19 protein-coding genes and 1 pseudogene are annotated in these 21,140 nt (G+C 50.1%); 2 read left to right on the forward strand and 18 right to left on the reverse strand.

The annotated features are described in order from the left end of the window. The first annotated feature begins 25 nt into the window (after positions 1–25). The gene (locus HK25_RS05435; RefSeq protein WP_086635560.1) at positions 26–658 is read left to right on the forward strand and encodes an NUDIX hydrolase; all 633 of its coding nucleotides are present in this window, start codon (positions 26–28) and stop codon (positions 656–658) included. On the opposite strand, the gene HK25_RS05440 is transcribed toward HK25_RS05435, so the two are convergent. The 13 genes from HK25_RS05440 to dcm form a co-directional block, all read right to left on the reverse strand. Continuing rightward, on the reverse strand, positions 655–1,566 hold the full coding sequence (locus HK25_RS05440) for a ketopantoate reductase family protein (RefSeq protein WP_086635561.1): 912 nt from the start codon (positions 1,564–1,566) through the stop codon (positions 655–657). The two genes, HK25_RS05435 and HK25_RS05440, sit on opposite strands and share 4 nt — an antisense overlap. Positions 1,567–1,580: 14 nt before the next feature. Beyond that, positions 1,581–2,894 carry a GTPase HflX gene (gene hflX / locus HK25_RS05445; protein ID WP_233127709.1) on the reverse strand — a complete coding sequence of 438 codons (1,314 nt, stop codon included), beginning with the start codon at positions 2,892–2,894 and terminating at the stop codon, positions 1,581–1,583. Beyond that, complete coding sequence (gene hfq, locus HK25_RS05450; RefSeq protein WP_086554910.1) at positions 2,878–3,162, reverse strand: RNA chaperone Hfq; 285 nt, start codon at positions 3,160–3,162, stop codon at positions 2,878–2,880. The genes hflX and hfq overlap by 17 nt, the downstream gene beginning before the upstream one ends. A 65-nt stretch (positions 3,163–3,227) precedes the next feature. After that, complete coding sequence (locus HK25_RS05455; RefSeq protein ID WP_086554909.1) at positions 3,228–4,619, reverse strand: sigma-54 dependent transcriptional regulator; 1,392 nt, start codon at positions 4,617–4,619, stop codon at positions 3,228–3,230. Then, positions 4,609–6,879 carry a PAS domain-containing sensor histidine kinase gene (locus tag HK25_RS05460; protein ID WP_086554908.1) on the reverse strand — a complete coding sequence of 757 codons (2,271 nt, stop codon included), beginning with the start codon at positions 6,877–6,879 and terminating at the stop codon, positions 4,609–4,611. Before HK25_RS05460 ends, HK25_RS05455 begins: the two co-directional genes overlap by 11 nt. Positions 6,880–6,888: 9 nt before the next feature. After that, positions 6,889–8,313, reverse strand: a complete 1,425-nt coding sequence (locus tag HK25_RS05465) for a sigma-54 dependent transcriptional regulator (RefSeq protein WP_086635563.1) — start codon at positions 8,311–8,313, stop codon at positions 6,889–6,891. A gap of 54 nt (positions 8,314–8,367) precedes the next feature. After that, the gene (locus HK25_RS05470) at positions 8,368–9,465 is read right to left on the reverse strand and encodes a nitrogen regulation protein NR(II) (RefSeq protein ID WP_086635564.1); all 1,098 of its coding nucleotides are present in this window, start codon (positions 9,463–9,465) and stop codon (positions 8,368–8,370) included. Between the two features lie 26 nt (positions 9,466–9,491). Further along, positions 9,492–10,535, reverse strand: a complete 1,044-nt coding sequence (gene dusB / locus HK25_RS05475; protein ID WP_086554905.1) for a tRNA dihydrouridine synthase DusB — start codon at positions 10,533–10,535, stop codon at positions 9,492–9,494. A 59-nt stretch (positions 10,536–10,594) separates the two neighbouring features. Further along, positions 10,595–11,752 (reverse strand): bifunctional 2-C-methyl-D-erythritol 4-phosphate cytidylyltransferase/2-C-methyl-D-erythritol 2,4-cyclodiphosphate synthase, encoded by a 1,158-nt coding sequence (locus HK25_RS05480; RefSeq protein WP_086635565.1) that lies wholly within the window; start codon positions 11,750–11,752, stop codon positions 10,595–10,597. A gap of 79 nt (positions 11,753–11,831) precedes the next feature. Beyond that, entirely contained in the window at positions 11,832–13,370 is a 1,539-nt protein-coding gene (locus tag HK25_RS05485) for a carbohydrate porin (protein WP_086635566.1), read from the reverse strand. Between the two features lie 370 nt (positions 13,371–13,740). After that, positions 13,741–14,781, reverse strand: a complete 1,041-nt coding sequence (locus tag HK25_RS05490; RefSeq protein WP_086635567.1) for a hypothetical protein — start codon at positions 14,779–14,781, stop codon at positions 13,741–13,743. Positions 14,782–14,836: 55 nt separating this feature from the next. Further along, complete coding sequence (locus HK25_RS05495) at positions 14,837–15,298, reverse strand: very short patch repair endonuclease (protein ID WP_086635568.1); 462 nt, start codon at positions 15,296–15,298, stop codon at positions 14,837–14,839. Between the two features lie 13 nt (positions 15,299–15,311). Continuing rightward, positions 15,312–16,358 (reverse strand): DNA (cytosine-5-)-methyltransferase, encoded by a 1,047-nt coding sequence (gene dcm, locus HK25_RS05500; RefSeq protein ID WP_086635569.1) that lies wholly within the window; start codon positions 16,356–16,358, stop codon positions 15,312–15,314. Between the two features lie 215 nt (positions 16,359–16,573). Here dcm and HK25_RS05505 point away from each other — a divergent pair, with 215 nt between their 5' ends. Then, positions 16,574–17,959, forward strand: coding sequence for an MFS transporter (locus tag HK25_RS05505; protein ID WP_233127710.1), 1,386 nt, complete (start codon positions 16,574–16,576; stop codon positions 17,957–17,959). Positions 17,960–17,981: 22 nt separating this feature from the next. On the opposite strand, the gene HK25_RS05510 is transcribed toward HK25_RS05505, so the two are convergent. From HK25_RS05510 to HK25_RS05530, 5 genes and pseudogenes are all read right to left on the reverse strand, one after another. Then, positions 17,982–18,965 carry an MDR family oxidoreductase gene (locus HK25_RS05510; RefSeq protein WP_086635570.1) on the reverse strand — a complete coding sequence of 328 codons (984 nt, stop codon included), beginning with the start codon at positions 18,963–18,965 and terminating at the stop codon, positions 17,982–17,984. Between the two features lie 180 nt (positions 18,966–19,145). Then, a pseudogene (locus HK25_RS05515) lies at positions 19,146–19,361 on the reverse strand (transposase); the annotation flags it as partial. Between the two features lie 189 nt (positions 19,362–19,550). Then, positions 19,551–19,988: a hypothetical protein gene (locus HK25_RS05520; protein ID WP_086635571.1), complete on the reverse strand. Its 438-nt coding sequence runs from the start codon at positions 19,986–19,988 to the stop codon at positions 19,551–19,553. Positions 19,989–20,047: 59 nt separating this feature from the next. Continuing rightward, a complete protein-coding gene (locus HK25_RS05525; RefSeq protein WP_086635572.1) occupies positions 20,048–20,599 on the reverse strand; it encodes a hypothetical protein in 552 nt (183 codons plus the stop codon). After that, the gene (locus tag HK25_RS05530) at positions 20,596–21,057 is read right to left on the reverse strand and encodes a hypothetical protein (protein WP_086635573.1); all 462 of its coding nucleotides are present in this window, start codon (positions 21,055–21,057) and stop codon (positions 20,596–20,598) included. Before HK25_RS05530 ends, HK25_RS05525 begins: the two co-directional genes overlap by 4 nt. Between the last annotated feature and the right edge of the window lie 83 nt (positions 21,058–21,140).

The following is a 21,140-nucleotide window of genomic DNA, read 5'->3' on the forward strand; positions in this document are numbered from 1 at the left end:
TCAGCCCGCAAAAGGAGAATAAACAATGACTGAACCGGCATGGCTTCTCTGGGCGCGTGATATTCAGGCTATTTCTCAGACAGGCCTCACTTATGCCAAAGACCCGTTTGACCGCGAGCGATATGAAACCTTACGTAAGCTTGCCGCACATATCATGGCCACAGGCTGTGATGACTCTGAAGTAAAGATCGCCTCTCTTTTTGCAGGTCAGCAGGGTTATGCCACGCCTAAACTCGAAGTGCGGGCGGGTATTTTTGATGAGCAGGGGCGTATACTAATGGTACGCGAAATTCTCGATAAAAACCGCTGGACTATTCCCGGAGGCTGGGCCGACACAAACTACACACCTGCTCAGAATGCCGCAAAAGAGGTCTTTGAAGAAACAGGTTATGAGGTCAGAATAACCAGACTGGTTATGGCACTCGACCGCGGTACGCAGCAGCATATGCCACCTGAGCCCTTCAGTATTACCAAACTTTTTTTTCTGGGAGAAATTACTGGTGGCCAGCCTGCAACCAGCATAGAAACCAGTGAAATACGCTTTTTTGCACAAAACGAAATTCCGGCAGATTTGTCTGAAGGACGTGTCCTGCCAGGACAGATTAATAAACTCTTCCGCTTTCATACCTGCCCGGATCTGCCGGCAGAATTTGACTAAACCAGTTTTTCCTGAGCCAGCCGTTTTTCAATCATTCTGATAATAACAAGAAGTGTAAAATTAACCGGTACAGCAATACCATACTCACCAGCTTTTCTCACAATATAGCCATTAATAAACTCAATTTCGGTCGCCCGCCCTTTTATAACATCCTGTGCAGCTGAAGATTTCTGTGTGGGCATATACTGTATAATCTGGTGGAGCCTCTGCGTCATATCCGCAGGAAGTGTCACTCCGCAGGCCTGGGCAACAACACGGCATTCTTCCAGAACCATCTGGATTACAGCACCCGCACCGTCTGTTTCCCCAAAAGCCGCATAAGGCATCAGGGTAATGGCCGAAAGGGCATTATATACGCAGTTTACTGTCAGCTTTTCCCATAATACTGATGGTATATCCTGCGATATCTCAGCCTTCAGGGGGGCTGCACGGTTTAAGGCCGCAGCTGCCAGCCTGCTCCCCTTGCCGCTTCCCAGCATAATATGATGACCACCACGGTGCACAACGTGGCCAGGTTCAACCCTGTCAACAGCAATATAAAGTGCAGAGGGTAAAACCTCGCGGCCAGTCAGTTCACTCAGCTGCGCTGCAGTATCGACACCATTCTGCATACTCAGAATAACAGTATCCTTGCCGAGCAGGCTCAGCACCAGCGGTGCAGCAGCTGCATTATCTCCGGCCTTAACACTGACCAGAACCAGATCGGCTACAGGAAGGCACTGACTGTCAGAAACCGCTTTAAGCCGGATAGTGTGTTTTTTACCACCCTCTTCCAGCAAGATACCACGAGCCTGAATAAGAGCAGCCTGTGCAGGTCGGGTGACCAGCGTCACATCATAGCCTGCCCGCGCCAGGAGGGCACCGCTATAACATCCTACCGCCCCGGCACCGACAACAGCTATTCTCACTTTTGACGATCCGGCTACGGCACTTCAGCCAGAATGTGACGAAACTGCATTTCAAAACGTGCGCGATCCTGTGGCTGTAAACGTACGGTCAGTGTCATACGTTCCTCACCATCTTCACGTTCTGTGACCTCTCCATGCTGATACAGCCAGGCAGAGGCAGCACCTTCAGCCAGAGGGATCTCATAACGCACGAGGATCATAGCCGTTGTGATATGCCTGTCGATCAGTGCCATCAGCTGTGGCAGGCCATCACCCGTTATGGCTGAAATCGCAACCGTCTCTTCTGTTTCAGGAAAAGCCTCGGGCCCACCCATAAGGTCGGCTTTGTTCATCACCTCAATGGTACGATTGCTCCAGTCGGGCTCTATCATCCCACTCTGGGCCATACCATTAAGTACGCCATAAACGTCTTTTTTCTGAGCAGAGCTGTCCGGATGGGCGATATCACGTACGTGCAAAATAATATCAGCTTCAGACACTTCTTCCAGTGTTGCGCGAAAGGCAGCTATCAGCTCGGTCGGAAGATCGCTAATAAAGCCCACCGTGTCAGACAGGATAACACGCCGGCCAGACGGCAGGGTAATCGCCCGCATCGTCGGGTCGAGCGTTGCAAACAACTGGTCCTGAGCATAAACAGCGGCGCCGGTCAGGGCATTAAACAATGTCGATTTACCGGCGTTCGTATATCCGACAAGAGCCACAACAGGAAATGGCACTCTCTTGCGGGCCTGCCTGTGCAGCCCCCGGGTGCGGCGTACCTGCTCGAGTTCTTTTTTTAGCCTGACGATCCGGTCACCGATCATACGACGATCAGCTTCAACCTGTGTCTCACCAGGGCCACCAAGAAAGCCAAACCCACCACGCTGGCGTTCAAGGTGAGTCCATAACCTGACAAGACGTGAGCGCTGGTATTCAAGGTGCGCCAGCTCGACCTGAAGCGTCCCTTCCTTTGTTGCAGCTCTCGCACCAAAAATATCAAGAATCAGACCCGTACGGTCAATAACTTTACAGCCACATTCACGCTCAAGGTTACGCTGCTGCCCTGGTGTGAGACGGGCATCAATAACCACAACATCAATACGGTCAGCCTTAACTGCCTCTTTCAGAGATTCAACCTGACCAACACCCAGGAGAGTCGCTGCTCTGCGGGTGCGCAGCAGTAAAACCGCCTGCCTTACAATAACCAGGTTAATAGAAGCAGCTAACCCCACAGCCTCATCGAGACGTGCTTCAGCGGCTCTGACGTCCTGCTCCTGAGTGGCACGCAGCCAGGGCAGAATAACAGCGCCGCGTACGGCTGCGGGTTTTGTTTCAGAGGAAGTCGTCACGCAAAAACATTTCTTTATCAGAGGATACGGGTTCTTCTGCAGTTTCAAAAACATTTACCGGCACAGAGGGCATAACTGTGCTGATCGCATGTTTATAGATCAGCTGTGTCTGATCATCACGCTTCAGAAGAACTGTTGTTTCGTCAAACCATGTAATATTACCCTGAAGTTTGACACCATTCACCAGAAAGATTGTCACAGAGGCGCGTGAACGCCTTATCTGACTTAAAAAAGCATCCTGCACATTGCAGCCAGTTTCTTTTTCCATTTTCAGAGGCCCTGTTCTCTTTTTTTATTATAACCCTGGAAACATTTTCTTTATCATGACAGCTCTCATGCTGATCCACGATCTTCTGATGTTACACCAAGTTGTTTCAGTTTGCGATGTAAAGCACTACGCTCCATCCCAACAAAAATCGCTGTACGACTAATATTTCCCCCAAAACGAAGTAACTGCGCCTGCAGGTACTGTGTCTCGAACATATCACGCGCCTCACGTAACGGCAGGCTCATGACATCTGCTGAGGCATCGAATTTTAGCAAAGCCGGCGCCCCCTCCCCCACAGTTGAGGGAAGCATTTCTGCACGGATAGGCTCTGTCGTATTTCCCGGCAGCATGATCAGCACACGCTCCATCAGGTTGCGCAGCTCACGAATATTGCCCGGCCACTCATAAGCCTGTAACGCAGCTACAGCATCGGCAGAAAGCTCACGCTGCGGCAGCCCTGCAAGCTCTGCAGCCCTGTGCAGAAAAAGCATCGCCAGACCGGGAATATCATCCCGTCGCTCACGCAGGGCCGGCATGCGCAAAGGCACAACAGCCAGACGATAATACAGGTCCTCACGAAAACGCCCGGCTGTAATGCCGGCCTGGAGGTCACGGTTCGTCGTAGCGAGAACACGAATATCAACTTTCACCCGGGTGGAACCGCCAACCCGTTCAAAAGTCTGATCCTGCAAGGCTCTGACAATTTTACCCTGTGTTTCGAGCGGCATATCTGCCACCTCGTCAAGCAGCAGAGTACCGCCATGTGCGCGCTCAAGGACACCGATACGCCGACCGGTACCATCGGCTGCGCCTTCTATGCCAAACAGCTCGCCCTCAAAACGTTCGGGCGCCATAGTCGCGCAGTTAAGCACAATAAACGGACCATCAGCACGCCGGGAACGGGCGTGGATCATACGCGCGGCAACCTCTTTGCCCGCACCTGGGGCGCCCGTAATCAACACTCTGGAGCCTGTAGGCGCAACACGCTCAATCTGACTTCTGATAGCCGCGATCAGAACGCTGTTGCCAAATAACTCAGCTTCCTGCCCTGCACGCAAACGAAGCTCTTCATTCTCTTTGGTAAGACGTGCAGCCTCGATAGCCCTCCGGACAACAACCAGAAGACGGTCAGCCTGAAAAGGTTTTTCTATAAAATCGTAAGCACCATGCTGAAGAGCTGCAACGGCTGTCTCAATGGTGCCATGACCAGAAATCATAATAACCGGCACTGAAGAATCTTCAGCCTGTAAGAGACTGAGAATGCCCAGCCCGTCGAGTTTTGACCCCTGCAACCACACATCCAGAATAACCAGAGCTGGCCTGCGGCTACGAAAAGCCTGAATGGCAGCATCAGAATTACCTGCGACCCGGGTTGTGTACCCTTCATCTTCAAGAATCCCCTCCACCAGCATTCTGATATCGGGTTCGTCATCAACAATCAGGATTTCATGAGCCATAAGAATCTTTCACCGGTAAAATCAGAGTAGCCACAGTTCCTCTTCCCTCTGCTCGGTCCTGAAGGTGTATAAGACCTCCATGATCTTCCATAATTTTCTTGACTATTGCCAGCCCCAGCCCCGTCCCTTTGGCCTTATGAGTTACATAAGGCTCAGTCAGACGGTCCCTGTCGCCGGAGGGAAGTCCCGCACCATTATCTATCACTAAAATCTCAACCGTTTCTGCTTTCATTTCGATAGCAACACATATCTCACCTGCTCCACCTTCGTCTTCTTCATTATTATCAACATCGCCTTGTTTTGGCGTCATGGCAATGGCATCTGCCGCATTCTGTAAAAGGTTAATCAAAGCCTGGCTGATCAGACGGCGGTCACAGCGCACAACCGGCCCCCGCTCAGGCAAAGTGACATTGTAGGTGATTTCTACATGTGCATTACGCTGAAGAATCAAAACCTCACGGATAATACGCGACAAATCCTCATCACGCATGGCTGGCTGCGGCATACGTGCAAATGCCGAGAACTCATCCACCATCCGCCCGATATCACCAACCTGACGCACTATAGTGTCAGCACATTGCGCAAATGTCTCCGGGTCAGATGTAATTTCTTTCAGAAAACGACGCTTAAGTCGTTCAGCTGCGAGCTGAATAGGAGTCAGGGGATTCTTGATTTCATGGGCGATACGCCTTGCGACATCCGCCCAGGCGGCTTTACGTTGTGCCTGCTGAAGCGCTGTAATATCATCAAACGTAATAACGTAACCCTCTGCCACCTGATCACGCATCTCGGCGCCAACCCGTACGAGTAATGTACGCCTTTTAGCGGGCGGCCCGATTTGCAGCTCACGGGTAATGACATTTTCTGTCGTACTGCCCACTTCTGATAAAATCTCAGAAAATTCAGGCACACGGAGCGAAAGCGGCTCTCCGATAGCATTCATCATATCTGTTTCAAGCAACAGGCTGGCCGCCCGGTTAGGCAGCTCAATACGCTGTTCAACATCAAGACCGATCACCCCGGCTGACACACCGGACAAAACGGCTTCAGTAAAGCGGCGCCGTTCATTAATCTGACCATAAGCTACCATAAGTTCAGCACGCTGACTGGCAAGCTGCTCTGTCATGCGGTTAAACGCACGTGAAAGACTGCTGACCTCATCATCACGGTCTGCCTCAGGCACATGTACGGCAAGATCACCTTCACTGATCCTTCTCGCGGCAAGAATCAGTAAACTCAGTGGCCGGGCAATCTGATTCGCCAGAGCCAGGCCGATCAGGGCCGCAGCAGCCAGGACAAGTAATGCAACGAGGGCAAAAATCAGAATAAATGTCAGCTGAATTTTGGCTTTATTGGCATTAAGACGTCTGTAGTCAGCCAGCACCCCTTCTGTCCGGTGCATATGCTCAAGAATACTCGGATCCACCAGGCGGGTAATAACAAGCATCAGAGCGGGTGTCTGCGAAAGTTCAACCACAGCTCTGACTGTTCGCTGGTCAGGTGAATCGAGAATAGCCACATCACTGGTCCGCGCCATCGCTGTCGCAGCTGGCGGAGGAAGGTCTTTCTGGTATCCTGTGCGGCTCATCAGCCCGCCTGCCGCCACAACCTTATTCGTAATCGGGTCATAAACCAGTGCTTCAGTCAAACCACGAATTGTGGCCTGACTATCAAGCATCTCACTCAGTTCGCTGCTATTTTGCAAAAGGTTCATACCATTTGCAGTCAGCTCATTTTGTGCGCTGGTAATATAGTTTGCCAGAGAAAATGCATCGGTGCGGATATTGGCATTATGTTCTTTAAGGTAGCCCCGCGAGACTTCAAGAGCCTCATTCAGTGCTGTATTTACACGGTCGGAAAACCAGATCTGAATACCAAAATGAAAAAATAAAGTTGCAAAAATCCCGACAACCAGTGTTGGTGCAACCGCAACAATACCAAATAACGTTACAAGCCTGACATGCAGGCGCGCTCCTGCCAGCCCTTTGCGATGTTCCATCAGCATGGGGCCGGCACGCATCAGTAAAGCCGCCAGTAGCAGACATAAAACAAAAGCGTTGAGAATAACGACAAGCGGCTCAATGACCATATAGTGCCCAAGGGACATGCCCGCAGACAGCACCACAAATGTCGCAAGCCCCAGGACAAGAGCCAGAGCTGCAAGCGTCAGAGCAACGCTTTTCCGTTCAAGAGAGCGCAAAAGCCATATGAGGCGCGTTTTAAGCAGCCATTCATGACAATGAGAGAGCCACTGTTTCATCAGAGAGTATCAGCCCGGAAACCGGATAACAGGGATTTCAAGCTCTCGTATTTTTTTACGCAGTGTATTGCGGTTAAGCCCCAGCATTGTAGCAGCCTTTATCTGATTACCGCGCGTTTCGGCTAATGTCAGCTGAATAAGAGGCTTCTCTACCTCTGAAATAACCCGCGCATATAAGTCATTCACAGGCACTCCCTCCCGTTCAGCTTTCAGATAGTGCAGGATATAACCTGAAATGACATCTGAAAATGACCCATTATCATCAGATGCATTTATTTCTTCCCCGGTATTATTCAGCGTTTCTGAAAGTGCCGCTTCAACAATATCGCGGGTAATCATATCATCCGGGTAGAGTGTCAGAATACGGCGGACAACATTTTCAAGCTCACGCACGTTACCAGGCCAGTGTAACCCCTGCAAACACGCAAGTGCCTGCGCATCGAGCTCAGACGACTGGTTTTTCGACTGATAACGGACAAAGAAATACGCCACAAGCGATGCTATATCTTCAGCTCGTTCACGCAACGGCGGCAAATAAACAGGAACGACATTAAGCCTGTAATATAAATCCTCACGAAACAGGCCGCTTCGCACAGCCTGACGCAGATCATAACGCGTAGCTGTAATAACCTGAGTATATCCAGCGGCATGGGATAAACCCGCTGCCGATGCGGCTTCCTGCTCATGCAAAAACTGTAAAAGACCAAGCTGAAACTCTGAAGGAATTTCGCTGATTTCATCAACAAATAAGGTGCCACCCGTTGCCTGTTTCAGGCAGTCACGCCAGTCGCCATCCTCACTTTTGCAGAGATCTGAGCTTCCGGCTAAAGATAAAGCTGTTTTATTAACCGTGACAAACGGCTTATCTCTGCGCGCACTGTTATCATGCATCAGGCGTGCCAGAAGCGCCTTACCTGTGCCGCTTTCACCCGTGATAACAACAGGCAGACCTGACATTTTAAGCCGGCTTATCATCTGACGCACATTTTTGATGGCTGCAGATTCTCCAACTAGTCTCTGTTCGGGCAGATTATCGCCAGACGACACATCACCCGCCGACAATGCCGGAAATAAAAGTGCTGACCTGACTGCCTTAAGCATATGCTCAAGATCAAAAGGCTTAACAAGATAATCAGCTACACCACATTGTGCCATCTGCACGGCTGTCATTGCCGACTGGCTTGAGCCTATAGCGATAAGCGGCAGATCAGGGCGAGCGGCCCTGATACGCTTCAGAAGCGTCAGATCACTCGCGTCAGGCAAAGTCACATCAGCGATAACAAGATCACCCTCTCCGTCCTCTGCCCACTGCAGAACAAGAGTTGTATCAGAGGAAAACTGCACCTGATATCCGGCCCGACCCAGAGCCTGCCCCAGAACGGTACGAACTGAGCTGTTATCATCTGCAATAAGAATGGTGGGAAGAGAAGGCATAAAGGTTCAGACACTCAGTATTTTATATTTTCATCGTCACGATAGCAAAAAAAACTACTTTTGCGACTCTGAAGCTGCAGGCAGGTAGATTTTAATTTTTGTGAAGTTATGACGACTTTCTACGTCTATCATGCCCCCGTGATCATCTGTGACCTTACTGGCATAGGCCAGATGTAAGCCGTAATCACCCGCCTCTTTATCTGAAAATGGTTCAAATAAATGGTTGCGCGTTGTCTCGCAAACGCCGGCTCCCGTATCACACACACTCACCACCAGGGGCAAATGCCGCCAGCGCGACGTGCCGGGCAAAATACGTCCGACCCCGGGCTCATAGCGTGTCTCGAAAATAATTTTTCCGGCACCCTTATTGCGCCTGACAGACTCAGCAGCATTTTTTAAAAGATTCAGAAACATCCGTTCAAACTGATCACGACTTCCCCAGACATAAGGCAAAGACGGGTCATAATGCTCTGAGATTATAATATCAGCCGCAAAATCTTTCACTGCCAGCTGTCGCACATGTTCAAGAATACGATGTACATTAACAAGCCGGTATTCAGATGATGTTTCAGTAAATGCCGACAAACGCTCGACAAGAGCGTCAATCCGGTCAACATCATCGCAAATCAGCTTTGTCAGCTTCACATCTGTTGCAGCAACATTTTCTGACAAAAGCTGGGCTGCTCCTCTGATCCCGGAAAGAGGATTACGTACCTCCTGCACCAGCACATCTGCCAGCCCTGAAATACTACGGGCGGCCGAGCGCAAAAGCGTTTGCTGATCGAGATTCCTCACCATCGGAGACGTATGAAACGTCAGCACTACCGCACCCTCACGGTCAGGCACATCCGAAGCAAATACTGTAACGCCTTCATAATGAAAACGGTGAGAGTGAAAGGTCAGGTCATATTCAGTAATTCTGCAATGCTCTCTGCGTAACGCTGCAACGAGTTCTAACAGAGGATGATCCTGCCCTGTCAGCTCCTGCAGCGTCCGCTGACAAAGCTGACGACGCGAGGTTGCAAAAAACTCTTCTGCTGCTGCGTTAGCAAACGCTATCTCGTTCTCTGCTCCCACCTCAAGCAAAGGAACGGGCATAACATCAAGAAGATAGGCAGCTTCAGCAGGCGTTCTGATCTGGTCTCCGGCCATTCCCGTTCACACAGCCTGCATCATGCTTATGCAGCACATGTGGTTAGCTCTGCATGACGTGAGCTTCTCGGCTCCCGGACAGCATTAGTGTCAATCATATGATCATAAAATTCAGTAATCATACGAATAGCTTCAGGTGCATTATCCACACGGTTAAATGCTGCTCTGAACCCGGCAGAGTGTCGCAGACCTGCAGAATACCAGGAGACATGTTTGCGCGCGAGCCTGAGCCCGGGACGTTCACCAAAATGCTCAAGCATCATATTGTAATGCTGAAGGACAATAGCTTTTTCCGCCGGCAATGTCGGGTCTGCAACCTCCTGCCCGTAACGCAGAGAGTGCGCCACCTGCGCCAGGAACCACGGGCGGCCATAACAGCCACGACCGATCATCACACCATCTGCGCCTGACTGAGCCATAGCTTCGCGGGCATCATCAGATGTCAGAATATCACCATTAACAATAACCGGGAGTGTAACAGCCTCTTTAACTTTACGCACAAAAGCCCAGTCTGCTGTCCCATTGTAAAACTGCTGACGTGTGCGGCCATGCACAGTCAGCATTCTGATACCTGCTTCCTGAGCGATACGACCCAGAACGGGAGCATTGAGACTCTGATGATCCCAGCCCATACGCATCTTCAGGGTTACGGGCACATTAACAGCTTTAACTGTTGCCTCAAGCAGACGCGCCGCCCCTGCCTCATCACGCATCAGCGCTGAGCCAGCCATCTGCCCGACAGCAACCTTTTTTACCGGGCAGCCAAAGTTAATATCAATCAGATCAGCGCCACGGCCTACGGCAATACGAGCGGCCTCGGCCATAGCAACGGGGTCACACCCGGCAAGCTGCACAGCATTAGGACCGCCTGACTCAACAACCTCTGCCATACGCAGTGTATTGTCATTCTCACGCACCATTGCCCACGAGGCAATCATTTCAGAAACAACCAGCCCTGCCCCAAGCTGACGGGCCAGCTTACGAAACGGCAGATCTGTCACACCAGACATAGGTGCCAGAATAACCGGCGTCTCAATAAGGACACCACCAAGATCAATAGGACGTAACATCGGGCTGCTGCCTTGCAAACTTAGTCTACCACCGGCCTCAGGGGCCAGCCTAACACATCTTATTCGGGAATAAGAACAGAAACCGCCGCGGTGCAGGCAATACCTTCTTCACGACCGGTAAAACCCAGACGTTCAGATGTGGTTGCCTTAACTGATATGCGGCTGACTTCAACCTCAAGGAGTTCTGCCAGCCTGGCCCTCATAGCCTCAGCATGCGGGCCAATTTTCGGGCGCTCACAAATGAGTGTCAGGTCAACATTGACCAGCCTGCCGCCACGATCGCGGATACGCTGCCCTGCATGAATTAAAAAGCGTGCACTGTCAGCATCTTTCCACTCATTCTGCGAAGGTGGGAAATGACGACCAATATCACCCTCAGCCAGGGCACCATAAATAGCATCACACAAAGCATGAATGCCCACATCAGCATCTGAATGGCCAGCAAGACCTTTCGTGTGTGGCACAGTAATACCACACAGGATAAGAGGCCGACCCTCTTCAAAAGCATGCACATCGTAACCCATGCCCACACGCGGCAGAAGGGTCTGGCCTACCAGTCGTTCAAGACGCATGAGATCATCCTTATATGTCAGCTTGATATTATCTTCATCACCACGCACCAGAGCAACCTTCAGGCCGGCATCTTCAAGCAGCCTGGCATCATCGGTGGCATCTGTTCCGGCTGCGGCACGGTGCAGATCGAGAAACGTTTCAAAATGAAAGCCCTGCGGGGTCTGAGCACGAAATAAATGCTCCCGCGGCACGGTGTCTGCAATCAGACCGCCATGCTCGCGCTTCAGCGTGTCGGCAACAGGCACGGCAGGTATTGCACCGGGTTTATCAGCCAGCGCCTGCACAACAGTATGAATAAGTGTCTCTGTAACGTAAGGACGGGCCCCGTCATGAACCAGCACGACGTCAGGACGCTGCTCTGCCGGGAGAGCGGCAAGAGCCTCAAGACCAGCACGAACGCTGGCCTGCCGGGTTGCGCCACCATCAACAGGAGGGAGAACATCAAGCCCGTCGAGCACTTCGCTCAGCCGGGCTTTGTCACCCACAGGCAGAAGGCAGTGCACATGAGGCAACAATGCCCTGGCGGCATGCCAGATGACCGGAGCACCGGCCAGCTGAACATACTGCTTAGGCGTTTCGGACCCGCCTGAAGCGGTATAGCGGCTGCCGGAACCGGCAGCGAGGAGAATAGCAGCAATACGCATGATGGCGAGGAATGCGGCCTGAAATGTTCCACGTCAAGAAAGAAAATAACATACCGCACCCCCGCCAGGCCTCTGCCCCTCAGAGAGCGAGGGTCATAGCCAGAGATAAAACTGCAGCATCTTTGTAGCGTGTGGAGCCACCGAGATGATTCACATACTGAAAATCAGGCTGCAGGTTAAACCCGGTCAGGACATGGAAAGTATAAAACGCTTCATAAATCGTCTCATGCCCCTGGATGCCGTAGGGAGCGCCAAAATTCCAGCCAGGCAGCGCCTGACCGGCTGCAGCGGCTACCTCCTGAGCGCGGATAGCTGAGCGGCTGAATGAGGCCCACTGCACATTAATACCCCAGCTATCAAGCGGCCTGTGCCAGTACCAGCCGGTATCAAGAATAGCACCGACAAGATGATTATTAATCTGAGAGGTTTTACCACTGGCCCAGTTATAATAACCAGCCAGAACCAGACCATTCGAATCACCCTTGCCATGACGCAGCAGCATCTGGTCAGCCATAACCCAGATTGATTCCTGACGACCATGAAAGTTCTGCGTCGGGGCGCCGAGGTTAGTACCTTTTGTATAACCTTCATAAAGGCGCTCATAGCGGGACGTATCATACATACCGCCAACCTTGTAATGGCCGATCAGATGATTACGGCCAAACTCAGGAATCCAGCCCACTTCATATTCGGTGCTAACCTGTGAAATCCCACTCTGTGCCCATGACCAGCCGGAAATACCACCGTTATAGCTATGAGGAGAAACCGCAAAAGCGCCACCCATAATATAAACATCAGGACGCGGCATATAACGAACAACACCGCCGGCATTACCTGAAGGCCAGTCACGGCCACCGTTCAGATATTTACCTGGTGTTACGTTACCGCACAGCCAGACGTTCATAAAGCTACAGACCCATGGAGAGTTGTTAAAGAACGTGCCTGGTGGAATCCAGCCGACAGAAACATCAAGGCGGTTCTCAAGCATCGATTTTTCAAAATAAGCCCAGACCAGATGCGCAACAACGTTACCACGTGCACCATAAATCTGCTGCACCTGGTTACCATTATCCCCCATCAGGCGACTGAGATTCTGCCCGTTACCATTCACAACCAGCATGTGCAGCCACAGGTCACGGGACCATTCACCGGCATTGAGCAATTTTTCAAATTGCAGATCAAGCGTAGAACCAACCTGCCCGGCAAGAGTATGTGACTGACGTTTACCACCGACAGGGTTACCGGAAATGCCTTCATAAATATTCACTGCAAAGTAAATGCCATGCTTTTGAAGCCAGGGCTGCGCGCCCCACCAGTCACCAAAGGCATGAGTTGTGCCGTAAGGCGCACCAAAAGAAGGAGGACCATAAGGTGAACGCAAAAAGCCAGGAATCGTTGGTTTGAGACGAAACTCGCCCAAAGCATATTTCTGTGCCTCGTCGGGTTTCACCGTCTGATCGACAACCTTCTTACTGACAATGGAGGAGTTTGTGGCAGGGGTACCACCCGCATCAGGAAGGGCATCGGCAGCATATGAAGATGAAACGGCAAACAACGACAACGTAAAAATTACGTATGTAACACAACGCGAAAAAGAAACTGACAGACGGGGGAACAAAAGAAACCTCTTTTCGTTGAAAATTTGAAAAAAAACTCAAAAACGCGTTGCTATGTATGACCATCAGAAACTGATCGTCTTATAACTGAGAGAACCAGCACTCAGCCCTGCTACATACTCAGACCTCCGACTTAGGTGAGATAAGAACAAACATGCCTTCTGAAGAAAGGAAGGCACAGTAAAAACAAGAACATCCGCAACCGGAGCCGCGGGAAAACCAGCTTTTACTTACCAGGCCACTACAGTTCTGCCTGAAATAAAAACAACCATAAAAAGCCTCTTTTTTTTATTTTTTCCCAAATTCTCTTTTAGAGAAAAGGCACTTTTTTCTGGTAGACAACACCTGTTATGTAACAAAAAAATATAAACTTTACAAACTTTCTTCCTGAATTTTTTTTCTCATATCCTGGTTATATATTTTCATAGCCTCGAATTTAATCGGGAAAGGTACGGCAAGAAAATGAATGAAGCCACGACGTTCAGAGGGAAATAATGCAAGATTATTTTCTTTTATTCTGTGCAGCGTGACCGCCTGGCCGATCAGTTCAAAGCGACGGATATTTGCTTTCAGGAAAATATAATTAGCAAGGCACTGGTCATAACCTATAAACGGGCGGTCCTGCCCCGTCTCCTTCCGGTAAGCCTGAGCGACCTGCATAATCAGCCTGGCGTACTCACATGCTACAGAGCTATTACCATAACCTATTGATCCGGATGAAAAACCTCTCTGATGGCGATCAAACTCCATGCCATCAGCCTCCATCATGCGCCAGCCATACCAGTGACCTGATGAATTATCATTCCCTTCATTCAGCCGGCCTTCAGGTGCGACATGAATCGCCGGTGAAAATGCAAGATCAACTAAAAGTGATTCAACCGGTTTGTTACATAAGATATCGACATCAAGATACAACAGCGGCTGCCGCGACTGAAAAAAAGCCCGATCGTAAAATCTGAAACGGGACAGGTAAAAATCTACCTCGCTGTGACAATCATCCAGCACTTCTATAGAAAAATCACCTGTAAGAGGGAGTTCCCGCTTCATCTGTTCAAGACGCGCAACACCGGCACTATTTGTAAAGACAGCAATATCCCCCTGATACTGCCCGATATCGAGCAGTGAGCGTAAAGACAGCTCCAGAGTGTCAAAAACAATATCATCGCCAAATGCAGCATAATAAATGAGAGGGTTAAAAAGCTGCAGTTGTATAAATTTCCACCTGTCTGCAAGAAAATTCAGAGTACGCAGCGAACCAGGATTGCTGCCGCATGCTTCGGGAGGCAAAGCCGCCTTCTCCACGACTTTACCGTCAACAGAAAAATGCTCTGAATCCAGAACCTCAACCGAGGCAAAACGGGCCGGAGATGTTGCCAGCCAGCGATATTTTTCAAGAACAGACTGCACCATCATTATAACTTCATAAAATTGAGGAGGATGCCTTTTTACGCAATAAGAGCATGAGCTGTCATGCCTTTTTGATACCTCTGATCTCTAACGTATCCTGATCCGAGCGTATCCAGCCCCCAAGTGTTTCAGTTACCTCAGGCAGCGGCAGTTTATTACGCCCTTTCAAAGCACATTCCCACACATATGCCACCCGCCACCCCACCTCCCTCAGAACCGCCAGCACACGTGCATCATTCAGTTCATTTTTCGTAATCTTCTCACGCCAGAACGCCTCACGCGAAGCTGGCCATTTAAACAAATAACAGTCATGGTGATGCCAGAAGCACCCATTCACCATAACGACAGCCCGATACCGCGGAAAAACCAGGTCAGGCCGCCCCGGCAGAGCTTTAACATGAAGTCTGTACCGCAGCCCCGCCTGCCAGAGCGCTTTACGAATAATTAGTTCAGGCCTGGTGTCACTGGCACGAATAGCGGACATATTACGACTACGCGTTACCTTATCGTGCACATCTGCCATAATACTCTGCCTGTCATTCAGCTCTGGCCAGCCGGATAATATGAGGCTGCATTATCCGCGCAATGGCAGAAAAAACTGGTACGGCAACAGAATTACCAAATTGTCTGTATGCCTGCGTGTCAGATACAGGAATATTAAAGGTATCCGGATACCCCATCAGCCGGGCACACTCCCGCGGTGTCAGACGGCGTGGGTTTTTGCCCGGTCCCCGCTTAATAAGAATTTCTGATCCATCCTTATAATATCGGGCAGACAACGTGCGGGCCGTATCATCAGGACCGACCAGACCAAACCCAAAACCATTACCTGCGGCTTTATGTTTTGCTGCATAATTTTGCAGATACAGCCACAGACGGTCGGTCAGAATGTATTTTTTATCAACTTTAGCGTTAGCACCAGACGTATAAGGTAGTTCAGCTTTTTCCCTGCCGCTTTCATCATGCAGAATACTCTGTAAACGCACGCTCCCTTTCTCTGGCAGTTTAAGGGAATCCCATGAAAAAGGCACTTCCTCACGAAAGCCGACAATAGCAATACGTTCACGGTGCTGCGGCAAAAAATGCTTCGCATCAATTACCCGATACGACACATGATACCCAAGCTCTTCACGCAGGGTTTTCATAATGACGGCAAAAGTATTACCCCGGTCGTGGCTTTCAAGATTTTTTACATTCTCAAGCAAAAATGCAGCCGGGCGCTTATCACGAATAATGCGGGCAACGTCAAAAAACAGCGTCCCCTGGGCATCACAGGCAAAGCCGTGACTACGCCCCAGCGAGTTCTTTTTCGAGACACCGGCAATAGAAAACGGCTGGCATGGAAAACCCGCAACCAGCACGTCATGTGCAGGAATATCAGCCGTATCTATCTGAGTAATGTCACCATAAATCTGCCCGGCCTCAGGATAGTTCGCCTGATATGTCTGCCGGGCAAACTTATTCCATTCAGAGGTAAATACACATTTGCCACCAATGGCATCAAAACCACGTCGCAGACCGCCAATACCGGCGAATAAGTCAATAAAAGTAAATGAGTCATCTAAAGAACTATCGTGACTCATAATACCTCTTAATCTTTTTATATTTCAAAACCTGACCGCAAGCTTATATCCGCAGCGCCCCTGTGTCACGCAAGAGATATCACCCTCGCGGGATTACTGCGGCATATCTTTCGTAACATCAAAGTGATACTAGTCAGATCCTGAGAGCAAAGACAACATCTGCACCTCCATGCCACTCTCACATCTTTCTGTCTGTACGCTTTGAAAGACTACCTGTGACACGCACCTCACCATCTGCTGCTGATCTGCCCGTATGGCAACGCCGTACCGTTATGACCTGTGCTCTGCTAGGTCTGGTACTCGCTGGTATTGATGCCGCTATTGCCAATATTGCTCTGCCAACCATTGCAACTGACCTGAATACCGGTGTCGGCCCGGTGACCTGGATCGTCAACGGATATCAGATTACAGCTGCTATATTTTTGCTCCCGGCTGCTGCATTGGGTGAAACACGAGGCTTACGGGCTGTTTACGCATTCGGGCTTGGACTGTTTACGCTGGCTTCGCTGGCCTGCGCTCTCTCCTCAACTCTGCCACTTTTGCTGCTCTCTCGCGTGGCTCAGGGGGCAGGCAGTGCCTTTATGGCCGCCCTGAGCGGGGCCATTGTGCGCAAAATAACGCCCCCGCCCCTCTTACACCGCGCATTTACGGCAGTCGCCTTATGCGTCGCTCTCTCAGCTGCTGTTGGGCCGACGCTGGCCTCAGCCATTCTTTCTGTCGCGTCATGGCCCTGGTTGTTTCTGGTTAATCTGCCCATCGGCATCGTAACCGTGTCACTCTATCTTTATGCCGCCCCCCGCCATCAGAAACAGGCTCAAACACCACGTTTTGACTGGACAGGTGCCCTGTTTAACGCAGGAGCTCTCGGCCTTGGTGTTCTGGCCGTTGATGCTCTGAGCGCAGGAGCACATAAGCTGGCTGAACTTGAAGCCGCCCTTTGCATAGCCAGCACCATTGCTCTTATTTATCATCAGCGTAAACAGCCTCACCCGCTCCTGCCGCTCGATTTACTGCGTATTCCTTTATTTGCTCTCTCTATTGCTGCTTCAGTCTGTGCGTATGCAGCCCAGATAATGGCCTATGTGTCCCTACCCTTCTTCTTTGAAAACTTTTTTCACTATAGTCCGGTTATGACTGGTCTGCTGGTTACTCCATGGCCGCTCCTTGTCGCCTGTGCAGCGCCCGTCTCCGGCCATCTGGCCAGCCGCCACCCGGCTTCACTTCTTAGTAGTGTAGGCCTGGTTTTACTGGCCTGCGGCATTGGCAGCCTCGCAATGATGCCAGCAAACCCCGGACTGGCAGATATACTGCCACGCATGGCCATATGCGGCATTGGTTTCGGGTTTTATCAGACCCCTAACAACCTGACTGTTATGACAGCAGGCCCGGTGCATCGTAGTGGTGCCGCAAGCGGTATGATGGCTGTGGCACGCACAATGGGCTGGTCACTCGGTTCAGCACTGGTGGCTCTGATTTTCGATTTCGACAAAGCCAGCCCTGATGGTGGCACACGCACCTGTTTGTGGGTGGCTATGGGCATTGCTTTACTGGGCGCAACAGTAAGCGTGGCACGCAGGTCAGTGCGCAAGGCATCGCACTGACATTTTGCTTGCCTGAGTGTACTCAGGCAACTTTAACCACAACCCGCCCTTTGACCTGACCATTCAGCAGCTTTTCAGCCTCAGACACAGCCTGCGATAACGATATTTCAGTGGTTACACTCTCAAGCTTTGCAGGATCTGTCAGTGCTGCAAGATCCTGCCAGGCAGCAAGACGCTCTGATTGAGAGCAGTACACACTATCAACACCAGCCAGAATAACACCGCGCAGGATAAAGGGCGCCACCGTGGCCGGCAGGTCCATACCAGCGGCAAGACCACAGGCCGCAACAACACCAGATGACTGCATAGAAGCACAGACCGCAGCGAGCATCTTCCCGCCTGCCACGTCGATGGCACCTGCCCACCGCGCCTTTTCAAGCGGGCGAATTTGCCCCTCAAAAGACTGCCGGGGGATCACGTTACAGGCTCCGAGAGAGAGCAGCGTATCTTTTTCTTCCATACGCCCGGTCACAGCCGTCACGTTATAGCCCAGACGAGCCAGTAACATAACGGCCACGCTGCCAACCCCACCTGTTGCCCCGGTGACCAGAATATCACCACAACCAGGTGTCACACCTTGCTTTTGCAACATTCTGACACACAGCATAGCGGTGTAGCCGGCCGTACCCAGCGCCATAGCCTGACGCGTTGTAAACGCTGAAGGCAAAGGCACCAGCCACTCACCAGGCACACGAGCAAGACCAGAAAAACCGCCCCAGTGCTTTTCGCCGGCACCCCAGCCGTTGAGAATAACCTTTTGCCCCGGGCTGAACCTCAGGCAGGAGGAGTTTTCAACTGTGCCTGCAAAATCTATCCCTGGCACTATCGGAAAGCTGCGCAAAATCGGGCCGTTGCCTGTCAGAGCCAGGGCATCTTTATAATTCAGAGCTGAATACTCGATACGAACTGTCACATCACCGGGTGGCAGTTGCTCCTCACTTAACTGACGCAACGCTATACTCTGGAGACCGTCCTCTGATTTTTCAGCTAACAACGCGTCAAACATGCCACCACCTGTATCATTTTATGAGAACAACAAGAGTAGCTGAAGAGGAACTACGACATCAAATAACGAGCGCGCGTTCACTGCAAATGAGATAATCAGAGCAAAAAATATAATATTCCTATAACTGGCCAGATTCTGAAATAGATTATAAAAAATGAAAATTGCGCGCCCCAGAAGGTGTTATGCACTTTGCGTGAGCACTCGGGCTGCGTTTTTCAGTATGAAACCTGCGAAGACTGTGGTGTGCATTGCGGCGAGTGTTGAAGCGCAACGCTCGTAGTTTTTCACAAGCCTGCTGCACCGTGTTGCCCACGCGAATGATCTCTCCACGATCCATCGTCGGGGCAGCAGCACAACACCCCGTTTTGTCTGAGGCCGCCTGACGATTTCGAGAGTAGTATTCTGCTCTTCCGCTCCTTATATCCGTGCCAGACAGGGTAAGCGCATACCTTATACACCATAATTTTTATGACGTTGCAGGCGTAACTTTACGGAGCTGGAGGTAATTATTTCCATAATAAGGTAAATCAATTTCTGTATGCGAACGCATAATGACATTCCACTGATCAGAAATGGTTTTTTCAACTACAATATGTGTTTTTTACCATCAGAAGAGTCGTCATCTTTAACAACAGCAAGACGATGGCTACATTTTACTTTTTGATAGGTTACTTTTTCAGGAAATTTAGGTAACCCATCAAACATACCAGGTGTTAATCCACCGATACCTTCAGAAAACACTGCTTTAAAGCGCCCTGTGCTATGAGTAACGCTTTCTACTTCACATCCATAATCTGTCAGCAGCATTTGTCTGGGAGTAATCGTCATGTGTTTTCCAGGATAATACTGGTATGGATCAAAATAAGTTTTATCCATACCTCTGGCCTGATAAACGTGAGTAACGACCCATTCCCCCAGCATCCATTCAGGCAGAGTTTTTGTTGTAGCAGGCGCTGCTGTGGCTGACTGAACTGCCAGCAGGCTGCATGTCAAAGCGAGTGCAGCACGCAGGTAAACGCTCATCCTCTGCTCCTTATATCTGCGTCGAACAGGGTGAGCGTATCCCGTATACACCATAACTTTTATGACGTTGCAGGCGTAACCTTACGAAGCTGGAGGTAAGTGGCTCCATAATAAGGAAGGTCAATTTCTGTATGTGAGTGAACTATAATACTCCATTTTACAGGTATAGACTTTTCAATATGCTCTCTTGAAACACTTTGAGAGTCATCATCTTTAAAGATAACAAGACGATGACTACATTTTACCTTTTCATAGGTTACTTTTTCAGGAAATTTAGGTAGTCCATCATAATCAGTAAACGGTGGCCCGCTTACACCATCAGTAAATACTTTTTTAAAGCGCCCTGTACTATGAATAACGCTTTCTACTTCGCATCCAAAATCTCCTAAACGCATTTGTCCTGGAGCGACAATCAGGTGTTTTCCAAGATAATATTGTTTTGGATTAAAGTCAGTTCTGTCAATACTTTTTGCCTGATAAACATGGGTTACGACCCATTCCCCCAGCATCCATTCCGGCAGAGTTTTTGTTGTGACAGGTGCGGCTGTGGCTGACTGAACTGTCAGCAGGCTGCATGTCAGAGCTATTACAGCACGCAGATAAACGCTCATCCTCTGTTCCTTAATGAACCGGATGTCACATCGAGCATCAGCTGAATGTTCCATGCTTTACCGAGATTTTTGATCTGATATTGCGCGTCGGTCAGCATTTTTGTTTCTCTATCTCTGCGAAAAGCTATACCTCTGCCGCCTGCTATTAAAGTCAGCCAGCTCGATACAGCAGAAACAAAATCAAGATGGTTAATATCTTTGTTGCAGCCATAAGTGCCATAGCGTGAGGTGTTCCAGGCAAGGCTTAACAGCGCATCAAACTCATGCTGAAACAGTCTGCTCTGAAGTGAAACTGGTAAATGTTTTACAACCAGAGCTTCATATTTTGGAACAACCTTATAAAAAATAGCAATTTGCTCTAAAGAGTTTAATGTAATTTTATCTTTATTCTGAGCAACGAAATTTTTGGCTCTGGTGTTAGTAAAAAAAGCTGCTTCAGCAATAATAGCTACCGTCATATCAGCAACGCCGGCACTGACTAGGCTCAGGACTCATTCTTTGAGATAGAAGATGAAGCTTGCAGCGATATGGATTGCGGACA

Origin of the sequence: Acetobacter sp. DsW_059, assembly GCF_002153695.1 — a bacterium.
Classification (GTDB): Bacteria; Pseudomonadota; Alphaproteobacteria; order Acetobacterales; family Acetobacteraceae; genus Acetobacter; species Acetobacter thailandicus.